This window comes from Saccharopolyspora rectivirgula DSM 43747 (assembly GCF_000497205.1).
In the GTDB taxonomy this organism is placed as follows: Bacteria; Actinomycetota; Actinomycetes; order Mycobacteriales; family Pseudonocardiaceae; genus Saccharopolyspora; species Saccharopolyspora rectivirgula.
Genome location: NZ_AYJW01000092.1, coordinates 1 through 11750, shown reverse-complemented (window position 1 = coordinate 11750; position 11750 = coordinate 1). Strand labels below are relative to the sequence as shown.

The window sequence follows — 11750 nt, the reverse complement described above, 5'->3', positions numbered from 1 at the left end:
TCCTGGCCGTTTCGCTCATGCGCTCTCCCACGCGGACTCGCCGAGCAGGCGCTGAACCAGACCGACGAGCATCGGCTCGTCACCGGAGGTGGCGCAGCTGGCTGCCCGCCGCGCTCCCTCGCGCGAGTTGCACCACTCCCACCAGTGGTCGAGCCGTGCCTCGGTGAGCTCTTCCGCTGGAACCACTGCGGGCCACTCCCAGGCCGCGGCTTGCGCGGCGACCTTTCCGCCGCCGGCGACCGGGTCCACCGCGAGAGCGGGAACCGCCTGGGAGAGGGCGAACACCAGGCCGTGCAACCGAGTGGTGATCACCAGGTCGGTGCGGGAGATCAGGGAGGTGAACTGCTCGGCGGTGCGGCAGTGCCGCCACGAGTTGCGATCCAACCGGGTGTCCAGTTCCAGCGGAGCGCACTCCACAGTGGTGAGCCACTGCTGCAGTATGCCGTGCACCTGGTGGTGCCTGCCCCGGTCGCCGTATTCCGGTTGTCCCGGGGCGAGGACGACGCCGACCACTGGGGCGGAGTGCTCCGTACGGGCCACCGCCAGATCGCGTTGCGGGAGCCCCAAGCCGTCCCGGGGGAGCACTTCGTCGAATCCGGTCACAGCCGGGTCGTCTGGTCGGACCACGGACACGCCGATGGCTATTCGCCGGCAATTGGCGAAACGGCGGTGCAGATCTTCCACTTGCCAGCCGCTGATCGGCCCGCACACGAAGACGACATCGGTGTAGTCATCCGCCACCACGTCGGTGAGGTGCAGAGCCTGCGGTCGAAAAACCGGGCTCCAGGCGACGTCGTGCGGAATCCCGTTCTCCTCCAGCGCTCTTTGCACGCGCTGCATGCTCAGCACATCGCCTGCGGTCGCTTCGCCGTGCAAGAAGCTCGGCCATCCGGTGACCAGTACGCGCATGCCTGCTCCTCCGCCGACACCGGTCCCGGCATACCCGAACGGAAACTGAACATTCCCCGGTCAATTCCGCAGTGTGAACGACTGGATCCGCAACGGCGATTTCGATCTCGAAAAAGACCGTTGGTCGTTACCAAGGGTTTAAGGGGCGCTTCGCAGGGTAGCCGTGTAGTTGACGCGCTGCTTCTGGCGGCGGCCAGGACACCAGTTCGGGAAGAGGCAGCACCGTGCGAATACTGGGGATCAACGCGATATTTCACGATCCGGCAGCTGCATTGGTCATCGACGGGGCCGTCGTGGCAGCTGCCGAAGAGGAACGCTTCTCACGTCGAAAGCACGGCAAGCAACCGGTTCCCTTCTCGGCTTGGGAACAGCCGGAGAACGCGGCCAGGTGGTGTTTGGAAAGTGCCGGTGTTGACGCTTCCCAGCTCGATGCGGTCGCCTGTTCCTACGACCCGGCTCTGGTCGACCACGGCCTGGACGGGCTGGACCCGGGCTGGGAGCGCTTGCGAACGACCTACGCCGAGCGCGCCCCGCACTTCCTGAAGACAGTCCTCCCAGGACTGGATCCGGACAAAGTGGAATTCGTCCCCCACCACGTCGCGCACGCCGCTTCAGCGGCACTGGCCGCACCGTTCGACGACTGCGCGGTGCTGACCGCAGACGGTCGAGGGGAGAGCATCTCCGCGCTGGCGGGGGAGTACCAGCAGAACCAGCTCCACGTCCTCGCTGCGCAACAGCTTCCCCACTCGCTAGGACTGATGTACGAAGAGCTGACCGCGCACCTCGGTTTCCGGCGGTCCAGCGACGAGTACAAAGTGATGGCCCTGGCCTCCTACGCGAGTCCGATCTTCCTGGACGACTTCGACGAACTGGTCAAGGTCCGCGGCGGCCAATTCGAGATCGGGACCATCGACTGGGAGCGGTGGGCACCGGCGCGCCGCCCCTCGGAGCCGCTCAAGGAAGAGCACGCCCAATTGGCCGCGAGCGTGCAGAAGCGCCTCGAAGAAGCGCTGCTGGAGCTGGTCCGCTGGCTGCACGGGGAAACCGGGCAGCGGCGCCTGGCGCTGGCCGGTGGCATCGCCCTGAACTGCGTGGCGAACACCCGGATCGCAGCCGAAGGGCCGTTCGACGAGGTGTGGGTGCAACCAGCGGCGGGAGATGCCGGAACAGCTCTGGGGGCCGCACTGCAGGTGGCCGCCCAGCGCGGTGATCAACCGAAACCGATGGGCGGCGCCGATCTGGGGCGCGAATGGAGCGCAGAAGAGATCCAGGCGGTGCTCAACACGGCGAACGTCCGTTACGAGCAGCCGGATGATGTGGCCGTCGAAGCAGCGGAGGCGCTCGCCCGGAACGAGGTCGTCGGCTGGTTCACCGGCCGCAGCGAGTTCGGCCCGCGCGCACTGGGACACCGCTCGATCCTCGCCCACCCCGGGCACCGCCAGAACACCGAACGGTTGAACGAGGTGAAGGGGAGGGAGCAGTTCCGCCCGGTCGCCCCGATGGTGCTGGCCGAGCGCGCCGCGGAGCTGTTCAGCCGGGGACCGCTGCCCAGTCCTTACATGCTGTTCGTGCACGACGTCGAGCCGAGCTGGCGAGCACGGATACCGGCGGCCGTGCACGTGGACGGTACCGCTCGGATCCAGACGGTGCACCGGAACAGCGAGCCGCTGCTGGCCCGGATGCTCGACCGGTTCGAGGAGCGGACCGGCCTCCCGGCGGTCGTCAACACCAGCTTCAACACCGCTGGCCGCCCGATGGTGGACAGCCCGGTGGACGCCCTCGAATGCTTCGGCGCCTCTCCGATCGACCTCTTGGTCCTCGGACCGTTCGTGGTGCGGCGGCAAGGGAGAGAGGTATGACTCTGTACACGGTCGTGGTGCCCACCACCGGGCGGCAGTCGCTGTCCCGGACGCTCGCAGCGCTGGACCGGTCCCAAGGCCCACCCCCGGAAGAGATCGTCGTCGTCGACGACCGGAGCAGAGCCGATCCGCCGCTGCAGCTTCCCGAACTGGACACCGCGGTGCGGATCCTGCGCACCGGCGGAGCTGGACCGGCCGCCGCCCGCAACGCAGGCTGGCGGGCGGCCAAGACCGACTGGATCGTCTTCCTCGACGACGATGTCGTGCCGTCCCCCTCCTGGCGCGAGGACCTCCTCGCGGACCTGGACGTCCTGCCCACCGAAGTGGCCGGATGCCAAGGCAGCATCGTGGTCCCCCTGCCGGAGGACCGTCGCCCCACGGACGACGAACGCGGCACCGCCGGACTGGCCGCCGCGTGGTGGATCACCGCCGACATGGCTTTCCGCCGGGAAGCGCTGCGGCGCGCCGGCGGCTTCGACGAAGCCTTCCCCCGCGCTTTCCGGGAAGACGCCGACCTGGCGGTGCGAGTGCAGAACCTGGGGTACCGCCTGGTCAACGGAAGGCGCACCACCGAGCACCCGGTGCGACCGGCGGGGTTCTTCGCCAGCGTCCGCGCCCAAGCGGGCAACGCCGACAACGCGCTGATGCGGGCCAAGCACGGTCGCCGCTGGCGATTTCGGATCGGGGAAGGCCCCGGTCGCACCGAACAGCACTTCCTCACCACGGCAGCAGCGCTCGGTGCCCTCGCCGCAGCTGCTCGCCACCGAAACCCGCGCTGGCGCAAGACCTTTCGGGGCAGCCTCGGCGTTTGGGCCCTGATGACCGCTGAATTCACCCTGCGCCGAATCCTCGCCGGTCCCCGCACGCCGGTCGAGATCGCGCGGATGGTGGTCACCAGCGTCCTCATCCCGCCGGTCGCCTGTTGGTACCGGCTGCAGGGCGAACTGCGCTGCCGCCGCCGCAAGCTACCGGCCGCGGTGCTGTTCGACCGGGACGACACGCTCGTGCACGACGTCCCCTACAACAGCGACCCGGCCCGGGTGCGGGCAGTTCCCGGCGTCCGAGAAGCGCTGGACCAGCTCCGGGCCAACGAGGTGCGGATCGGGGTGGTGACCAACCAGTCCGGTGTGGCCCGCGGGCTGGTGCGCGACGAAGAACTCGTCGCCGTCAACGCGGAGGTCGAAGAGCAGCTGGGTCCCTTCCGCACCTGGCAGATCTGCCGGCACGCCCCGGAGGACGAGTGCTCCTGCCGAAAACCAGCAGCCGGGCTGATCCAGCAGGCGGCGGCCGAACTGGAGGCGCCGACCAGCGCGTGCGTGGTGATCGGCGACACCGGGGCGGACGTCGAAGCGGCGCTGGCCGCCGGCGCGAAAGCGATCCTGGTCCCCACCCGGCGCACCCTGCCGCAGGAGATCGAACACGCCAGCCAGCACGCGTCGGTGGAACCGACCGTGCGCAAAGCGGTGCGCCGAATCCTGGACGGTGGGCTATGAGCGGCAGAACGCTCGTGGTGCGGTCGGACAACTTCGGCGATGTGCTGCTCACCGGACCAGCGGTGCGCGCGGTGGCCGCGCAAGCGGAGTCGGTGGTGATGCTCGCCGGCCCGCGGGGTGCTGCAGCAGCTCATCTGCTTCCCGGTGTGGACCAGGTCGTCGAGCACTGCTTGCCCTGGATCGACCCGGAGCCACCAGCTGCGCACCGGGCGGAAATGGAAGCCCTCGTCGACCGGATAGCTGCGCTGCAGGTCAGCAATGCCCTGATCTTCACCTCCTTCCACCAGTCACCGCTGCCGCTCGCGCTGCTGCTGCGCATGGCCGGAGTGGAGTGGATCGGCGCCATCAGCGAGGACTACCCCGGGTCGCTGCTGGACCTGCGGCACCGGACGACCGGTGACCCGCCCGAACCGGAGCGCGCGCTGTCCTTGGCTCGAGCAGCCGGCTACTCGCTGCCGGCCGGCGACGACGGAAGCCTGGCGGTGCGCACGCCGCTTCCCGAAGTCGACCACCTCCTTCCCGGACGGGGATACGTGGTCGTCCACCCGGGGGCGTCGGTTCCGGCTCGGCAGTACCCGGCCGACAAGTGCGCCGATGTGGTCGAACTGCTGGCCAGGCGAGGACACCGGGTGGTGGTCACGGGGAGCGCGGCGGAACAACAACTGGCCAAGCACGTCGCCGGTTCCGATGGGGTGAACCTGGGTGGGAAGACCACCCTCGCCGAACTCGCGGCGGTGCTGTCCAAAGCCAGCGTGGTGGTCGCCCCCAACACCGGTCCAGCGCACTTGGCCGCGGCGGTCGGAACACCGGTCGTCTCCCTCTTCGCACCGGTGGTCCCAGCGGCCAGGTGGGCCCCGTACGGCGTGCCCACCGCGGTGCTGGGAGATCAGCGAGCCCCGTGCAAGGACACCCGAGCTCGGGCGTGCCCGGTAGCCGGCCACCCCTGCCTGTCCTCAGTGGACCCGGTTGAAGTGGCCGATGCCGCCGACCGGATCAGGAGAGGAGCCTCATGCGGATCCTGATCTGGCACGTGCACGGCTCCTGGACCACTGCTTTCGTCCAGGGCGAGCACACCTACCTGGTCCCGGTCACCCCGGGGCGGGACGCGGACGGTCGAGGCAGGGCGCGGACCTTCTCGTGGCCGGCCAACGCGGTGGAAGTCGAACCGGACCAGTTGCGCGACGAACACGTCGACGTCGTGGTGCTGCAGCGGCCGCACGAACTCGAACTGGCCGAGAAGTGGCTGGGGCGGCGGCCGGGAACGGACGTGCCGGCGGTCTACGTCGAACACGACACGCCGCGGGGAGAAGCGGTGCGCACCAGGCACCCGACAGCTCACCGCAGCGACATCACGCTCGTCCACGTGACCCACTTCAACCAGCTCTACTGGGACTCCGGGCGCGCGCCGAACACGGTCATCGAGCACGGGATCGTGGATCCCGGGTACCGCTACACCGGGCACATCCCGCACACCGGGGTGGTCATCAACGAGCCGGTGCGGCGCAGCCGCATCACCGGCAGCGATCTGCTCCCGCAGTTCACCGCAGCGGCCCCGGTCGACCTGTTCGGAATGCGGGTGAGCGGGGCGGGGAAGTGGCTCGCCGACGACCGGATCAACTCCTACGAGGACCTCCCGCAGCAGCAGATGCACACCGAACTGGCCGCGCGGAGGGTCTACCTGCACCCGTACCGGTGGACTTCGCTGGGGTTGGCCCTGCTCGAAGCGATGCACCTGGGCATGCCGGTGGTGGCGGTGGCGGCCACCGAAGCGGCCGAGACCATCCCGCCCGGCGCAGGGGTCGTCTCCACCCGGCTGACCGTGCTGGTCGAGGCGATCAGCGCGTTCATCGCCGATCCCGAACGAGCTCGCCAGGCCGGCATCGAGGCCCGAAGAGCAGCCAAGGAGAGGTACTCGCTGGAGCGGTTCCTCTCGGCGTGGAACGACCTTCTGGAAGAGGTGGTCCGATGAGGATCGACATGGTCTCCGAACACGCCAGCCCGCTCGCCGCGCTGGGCGGGGCCGATGCCGGCGGGCAGAACGTCCACGTGGCCGAACTCGCCGCCGGCCTCGCCGGGCTCGGGCACGAAGTCGTCGTGCACACCAGACGGGATTCCCCCGAGCTGCCCCCGGCCGTGAAGGTGCGGGACGGGATCACCGTGGTCCACGTCCCAGCCGGACCACCCCAGCAGATGAGCAAGGACGAATTGCTGCCCCACATGCCCGAATTCGGGGACTTCCTGGCCCGACGCTGGACGCGGAACCCACCGGACCTGGTGCACGCGCACTTCTGGATGAGCGGTCTGGCGGCACTGCGGGGAGCTCGCGAGGGCGCTTTCCCGGTGCTGCAGACCTTCCACGCGCTGGGCGTGGTGAAGCGGCGGCACCAGGGCGCCAAGGACACCAGCCCACCCCAACGCCAGTACCTGGAACCCCAGGTGGCCCGAGCGGTCGACCTCGTGGTGGCCACGACCAGGGCGGAAGTGGACGAGCTCACCTCGTTCGGCGTGCCCGCCGCCAACACGGTGGTGCTGCCGTGCGGCATCGACCTGCGCAAGTTCACCCCGAGCGGCCCGGTCTCCCCCCGTGGACGCGGAGCCCGGGTGCTCAGCATCGGCAGGCTCGTGGAGCGCAAGGGCGTGGACACCGCGATCGCCGCGATGGCCGCGGTTCCGGAGGCGGAACTGCTGGTCGCAGGGGGACCGGAACCGCGGGAATGGCAGCACGACCCGGAGGTGGCCAGGCTGCGGGCGGTGGCCGAAGCGCACGGGGTGTCCGACCGGGTGCGGTTCCTCGGTCCGGTGGCGCACGACCGGACGCCGCAGCTCTACCGGTCGGTCGACGTGGTGGTCAGCGCACCGTGGTACGAGCCGTTCGGCACCGTCCCGCTGGAGGCCATGGCGTGCGGAGTGCCGCCGGTCGTCACCGCCGTCGGCGGACACCTGGACACGGTCGTGGATGGCGAGACCGGCCTGGTGGTGCCCCCGAAGGACCCGGCAGCGCTGGCTTCCCGCATCAACGAGCTGCTGGCCAACCCCCAGTGGCGTCGTCAACTCGGCCTCGCTGGAGTGCGCCGGGTGCGCTCCCGGTACGGGTGGGACCGGCTGGCGCGCGCCACCGAAGCCGTGTACCGGCAGGTGCTTTCCCGGCAGCCCCGGGAGGCAACGGCGACTCTGGGAGGTGCGCCGTGATCGAAGAGCACTTCGCCGCGCTGGCCGCGGCCGCGGAGAGCACCCGGCGCCAAGCTGAAGTCATCCGGAGGTGGGCGAGGCAGCTCGCGACCGTGCTGGAAGCCGGAGGCCGATTGCTCACCTGCGGGAACGGTGGCAGCGCGGCGGAAGCCCAGCACCTGAGCGGGGAACTGACCGGGAGGTTCCTGCGGGACCGGCGTCCTTACGCGGCCATCCCGCTGCACGCGGACACATCCGCCCTCACCGCCACCATCAACGACTACGGGGAGCAGGAGATGTTCGCCCGCGGGGTGCGGGCGCACGGGCGGCCGGGGGACGTGCTGATCGCGCTGTCCACCAGCGGGCGCAGCCAGAACGTCATCGCGGCGGCCAAAACGGCTCGGGAAGCGGGGATGCGGGCCTGGGCGCTCACCGGGCCCCTGCCCAACGGGCTGGCCGCGGTCTGCGACGAGTCCATTGCCGTCGACTCCACCCACGTGGCGACCGTTCAGGAAATCCACCTCGCCCTGGTGCACGCCCTGTGCGCGGCTTTCGACGAGGTGATCTCCGAGGAGGTTCAGGCGTGATGGATCTGGTGGTGCTCGGAGACGCGTTGCTGGACGTCGACGTAGTCGGCAATGCCGACCGGCTGTGCCCGGACGCTCCGGTGCCGGTGGTGGACGTTTCCGCTCGCCGCCTGCGGCCCGGAGGGGCTGCGCTGGCCGCTTCGCTCGCCGCCGAACAGGGGCTGAACGTCTCCCTGGTGACCGGGTGGGCCGCCGATTCCAGCGGACACGAGCTGCGGCAGCTGCTCGGCGGTCGAGTCCGGCTGATCGGCGTGCCGCTGCTGGGGAACACGCCCAGCAAGACCAGGGTTCGGGCGAGCGGGCAGTCGCTGGTCAGGTTGGACTCCGGGGACGGCCGGGTACCGGACGTTCCACTGGGCGCGGAAGTCGCCGCAGCGCTGCAGCAGGCAGACGGGGTGCTGGTGGCCGACTACGGGCGCGGCCTCACCAGCAACACGTGGTTGCGGCGAGAGCTCTCCCGCCTGCCACCGAGCGTTCCGCTGGTGTGGGATCCGCACCCGAAGGGGGCCGACCCGATCCCGCGGTGCGACCTGGTGGTGCCCAACCGGGCCGAAGCGGCTCGGTTGGTCGACGTCAGTTCTCCGGTCCCGGCCGCTGTGCAGCTGTGGCGCAAGTGGGAGTGCGGCGCCGTCGCGATAACCCTGGGGGCTCAGGGCGCGGTGGTCGTCCCCGGTGCGGAACGCGTCAAAGCGCCCGAAGTGCCAGCGGTGTCCGACGTGTGCGGCGCCGGCGACAGCTTCTCGGTCACCGCGGTCAGCGCCCTCATGCTCGGATCCGCCGCGGTGGACGCGGTGCGGGCCGCGGTGGACCAGGCGAGCTGGTTCGTCGCCAACGGCGGGGCCGCCAGCTGGGCGGTGACCGATTCCCCCAAGCCCTTGCCGACCACCAAGCGGCCGTCCGTGTTCGACGTGGTCGATCGGACCCGGTCCTGGGGCGGCAGGGTGGTGGCCGCCGGCGGCTGCTTCGACCTGCTCCACCCAGGACACGTGAGCCTGCTCAACCGGGCCCGCTCCCTCGGTGACGCGCTCGTGGTCTGCATGAATTCCGACGACTCGGTGCGCCGCTTGAAAGGACCGCCACGCCCGGTGGTCGCCGCAGAGGACCGGCGCTGCTTGCTCGAAGCACTGGAGTGCGTGGACGCGGTGGCGGTCTTCGAGGAGAACTCCCCGTGCTCGCTGCTGGAGCAGATCCGCCCCGACGTCTGGGTCAAAGGCGGCGACTACGAGCCGTCCCAACTGCCGGAGAAGCAAGTGGTGGAGAGCTACGGCGGCCGCACCGTCCTTCTCCCGCTGGTGGACGGCTACTCGACGACCAGGCTGCTGAGCAGCTTGCAGATCACCGGCTGAACCGGAAAGGAGCGTCATGCGCGAACTGGGCAATGTGCTGGTCACCGGCGGGGCTTCCGGGCTGGGGGCCGCGGTGGTCGCGGCCGTGGCCGAGCGAGGGGGAACTCCTCTGGTGCTGGATCGGAAAGCACCCGCTGACCCGGTCAAGTACCAGCTCGTGGACCTGGCCGACGGGAGGGCGGCCGAACGAGCGGTGCGGGAGCTGGCCGACTCCGCTGGGGGACTGGACGGTGTTTTCACCGCGGCCGGGATCGATTCGTGCGGAAAGCTGGACTCGGTTCCCGCGGCGGATTGGGAACGAGTCGTGCAGGTGAACTTGCTGGGCACCGCTGCCGTGGTGCGAGCAGCACTGCCCTATTTGGAAACCAGCCGCGGGACGGTGGTGACCTGCGCTTCCACCCTCGGCATCAAGGCGGTCAGCGACGCCACCGCCTACTGCGCGTCCAAATTCGGGGTGGTCGGGTTCACCCGGGCGCTGGCTGCGGAGACCAGCGGACGGGTCGGGGTGACCCTGCTCGTGCCGGGCGGCATGCACACCGCGTTCTTCGACGGGAGGGACGAGCAGTACAAGCCGCCGCCCGACGCCAAGCTCAACCAGCCGGAGGACGTCGCCCGGACCGTGCTGTTCGCCCTCCAACAACCACCCGGGTGCGAGGTGCGGGAGCTCGTCGTGTGCGCCTCGGAGGAATCGTCGTGGCCTTGAGCGGGCAGCACGTCCTCGTTCTTCGAGCGCTGGGACTGGGCGACCTGCTCACCGCGGTCCCAGCGCTGCGTTCCTTGCGCACCCACCTGGGGCGGGCGCACATCACCCTCGCCGCGCCGCTGCCATTGGCGGAGCTGCTGCCGCTGATCGGGGCGGTGGACGAGCTGCTGCCGGTTTCCGGTCTGCGCGGGAGACTCCCGGTCACCGAGCCCGACGTGGCGGTGAACTTGCACGGGAAGGGGCCGGAGAGCATCCGGAAACTGCTGACCAGCAAGCCGCGCGCGCTGCTGACCCACACCCATCCGGAAGTCCCGGAAGTGCGCGGACCCCGGTGGGAGCAGGACCAGCACGAGGTGCACCGCTGGTGCCGGTTGCTCCAGTGGTACGGCATCGAAGCCGATCCGGCGGATCTGCTGTTGCGAGCTCCCGCTGAGCGCGTCCACCCGGGAGCGGTGGTGGTGCACCCCGGGGCGAGCCGCACCGCCCGGTGCTGGCCACCGGAGCGCTTCGCCGAGATCAGCAGCTGGCTGGCCGACCGCGGACTGCCGGTGCTGATCAGCGGCAGCCCAGCGGAGCGGGGCCTGGCCGAACTGGTGGCGGCACTGGGCGGGCTGCCGAAAAGCGCTGTCGTGGCGGGGAAAACCTCACTGCACGAGTTGGCCGCTCTGGTGTGCCGGGCTCGGTTGGTGGTGTGCGGCGACACCGGGGTAGCGCATTTGGCGACCGCGTACCGCACGCCCTCCGTGGTCCTGTTCGGGCCGGTCTCCCCGCAGCACTGGGGCCCGCCGGACGATCCGCGGCACATCGCCCTGTGGAGCGGACGGCGCGGTGACACGTTCGCTGACCAGCCGGACCCAGGGCTGCTGGAAATCACCACCGCAGCAGTCGAATCGGCCGCGCAGGTGCTGCTGGAGAGCGAGGTGCGGGCATGACCAGGGTGCACGTCGTGGGAAGCAGCCGTGCCGCGGAGCTGGTCCGGGAAGGTTTGGGAAAGCTCGGGCACGAGCTGGTCGCCACGGAAAGCGCGGAAGCGGTGTTCGCCTGCACCGACCGGATCGCCGATGTCCGAGCGCTGGTCAACGCGATCGGCCGGGACTGCGTGCTGGCCAACTGCGGCCCACTGGCCACAGTGGAAGTGCAGGAAGCAGCCGCGGCAGCGGGAGCCCCGGTGGTGAGCCATCCGCTGCAGCCGGGTGTCCTCGCCGAATTCCTGGACCCGCCGCTGGTGATCATCGGCGCCGACGAGCAATGGGCAGCGCGCCGGATCGGCGCGGTTTACCGACAGCTCTCCTGCCACGTGCTCTACACCGACATCGCCAGCGCAGACCTGGTCGGGCCGGCGTGCCACGGCTTCCGGCTGCTCAACCGCTGCTACTTCACCCAGCTCACCGAAGTCTGCCAGGCAGCGGGTGTGGACATGACCAGCTTGCTCAAGGGCCTGCAGTTCGACGAGCGCATCCGCATCCCCGGGGACAACGACCCGGTGGACTCCCACAGCGTCGAAAGACTGCTGGCGGCCAGCGCCGACAGCAGTTCTCCCGTGCTGCGACTGCTCGACGGAATCGTGCGTGCGAGGAAGAGATGAACCGGTTCGCGCGGCGGATCGTTGTGGTGGGCACGGGGTATGTGGGGTTGACGACGGGGGCGTGCTTGGCGTCGCTGGGGCATCGGGTGGTGTGCAGCGA

Annotated in this window: 12 protein-coding genes; 11 read left to right on the top strand and 1 reads right to left on the bottom strand. The window is 70.0% G+C overall.

What is annotated here, in order from left to right:
- Positions 1-15 precede the first annotated feature (15 nt).
- Positions 16-909, bottom strand: coding sequence for a polysaccharide pyruvyl transferase family protein (locus tag SREC43747_RS0118050; protein WP_029722766.1), 894 nt, complete (start codon positions 907-909; stop codon positions 16-18).
- A gap of 224 nt (positions 910-1133) precedes the next feature.
- Between SREC43747_RS0118050 and SREC43747_RS0118045 the strand changes: the two genes are divergently transcribed.
- The 11 genes from SREC43747_RS0118045 to SREC43747_RS22190 form a co-directional block, all read left to right on the top strand.
- Positions 1134-2768: a carbamoyltransferase family protein gene (locus tag SREC43747_RS0118045; RefSeq protein WP_029722765.1), complete on the top strand. Its 1635-nt coding sequence runs from the start codon at positions 1134-1136 to the stop codon at positions 2766-2768.
- Entirely contained in the window at positions 2765-4261 is a 1497-nt protein-coding gene (locus SREC43747_RS0118040; RefSeq protein ID WP_029722764.1) for an HAD-IIIA family hydrolase, read from the top strand. The genes SREC43747_RS0118045 and SREC43747_RS0118040 overlap by 4 nt, the downstream gene beginning before the upstream one ends.
- Positions 4258-5283 carry a glycosyltransferase family 9 protein gene (locus SREC43747_RS0118035; RefSeq protein WP_029722763.1) on the top strand — a complete coding sequence of 342 codons (1026 nt, stop codon included), beginning with the start codon at positions 4258-4260 and terminating at the stop codon, positions 5281-5283. The genes SREC43747_RS0118040 and SREC43747_RS0118035 overlap by 4 nt, the downstream gene beginning before the upstream one ends.
- Positions 5271-6230, top strand: coding sequence for a glycosyltransferase (locus SREC43747_RS0118030; protein WP_029722759.1), 960 nt, complete (start codon positions 5271-5273; stop codon positions 6228-6230). The genes SREC43747_RS0118035 and SREC43747_RS0118030 overlap by 13 nt, the downstream gene beginning before the upstream one ends.
- The gene (locus SREC43747_RS0118025) at positions 6227-7450 is read left to right on the top strand and encodes a glycosyltransferase (RefSeq protein WP_037332527.1); all 1224 of its coding nucleotides are present in this window, start codon (positions 6227-6229) and stop codon (positions 7448-7450) included. The genes SREC43747_RS0118030 and SREC43747_RS0118025 overlap by 4 nt, the downstream gene beginning before the upstream one ends.
- Positions 7447-8016 (top strand): D-sedoheptulose-7-phosphate isomerase, encoded by a 570-nt coding sequence (locus tag SREC43747_RS0118020; RefSeq protein ID WP_029722753.1) that lies wholly within the window; start codon positions 7447-7449, stop codon positions 8014-8016. The genes SREC43747_RS0118025 and SREC43747_RS0118020 overlap by 4 nt, the downstream gene beginning before the upstream one ends.
- Positions 8016-9362, top strand: a complete 1347-nt coding sequence (gene rfaE2 / locus SREC43747_RS0118015) for a D-glycero-beta-D-manno-heptose 1-phosphate adenylyltransferase (protein WP_029722752.1) — start codon at positions 8016-8018, stop codon at positions 9360-9362. Before SREC43747_RS0118020 ends, rfaE2 begins: the two co-directional genes overlap by 1 nt.
- Positions 9363-9378: 16 nt before the next feature.
- Positions 9379-10065, top strand: a complete 687-nt coding sequence (locus SREC43747_RS0118010) for an SDR family oxidoreductase (protein ID WP_029722750.1) — start codon at positions 9379-9381, stop codon at positions 10063-10065.
- Entirely contained in the window at positions 10056-10997 is a 942-nt protein-coding gene (locus SREC43747_RS0118005; protein ID WP_306413803.1) for a glycosyltransferase family 9 protein, read from the top strand. Before SREC43747_RS0118010 ends, SREC43747_RS0118005 begins: the two co-directional genes overlap by 10 nt.
- Positions 10994-11650, top strand: a complete 657-nt coding sequence (locus tag SREC43747_RS0118000; RefSeq protein WP_029722746.1) for a hypothetical protein — start codon at positions 10994-10996, stop codon at positions 11648-11650. Before SREC43747_RS0118005 ends, SREC43747_RS0118000 begins: the two co-directional genes overlap by 4 nt.
- On the top strand, positions 11647-11750 hold a 104-nt coding region (locus tag SREC43747_RS22190; protein WP_152528467.1), incomplete at its 3' end, for a hypothetical protein. The genes SREC43747_RS0118000 and SREC43747_RS22190, both read left to right, overlap by 4 nt.

Coding starts and splice junctions, on each gene's coding strand:
- SREC43747_RS0118025 (WP_037332527.1), top strand. CDS start 6,227: ATGAGGATCGACATGGTCTCCGAACACGCCAGCCCGCTCGCCGCGCTG.
- SREC43747_RS0118010 (WP_029722750.1), top strand. CDS start 9,379: ATGCGCGAACTGGGCAATGTGCTGGTCACCGGCGGGGCTTCCGGGCTG.
- SREC43747_RS0118050 (WP_029722766.1), bottom strand. CDS start 909: ATGCGCGTACTGGTCACCGGATGGCCGAGCTTCTTGCACGGCGAAGCG.
- SREC43747_RS0118040 (WP_029722764.1), top strand. CDS start 2,765: ATGACTCTGTACACGGTCGTGGTGCCCACCACCGGGCGGCAGTCGCTG.
- rfaE2 (WP_029722752.1), top strand. CDS start 8,016: ATGGATCTGGTGGTGCTCGGAGACGCGTTGCTGGACGTCGACGTAGTC.
- SREC43747_RS0118030 (WP_029722759.1), top strand. CDS start 5,271: ATGCGGATCCTGATCTGGCACGTGCACGGCTCCTGGACCACTGCTTTC.
- SREC43747_RS0118035 (WP_029722763.1), top strand. CDS start 4,258: ATGAGCGGCAGAACGCTCGTGGTGCGGTCGGACAACTTCGGCGATGTG.
- SREC43747_RS0118000 (WP_029722746.1), top strand. CDS start 10,994: ATGACCAGGGTGCACGTCGTGGGAAGCAGCCGTGCCGCGGAGCTGGTC.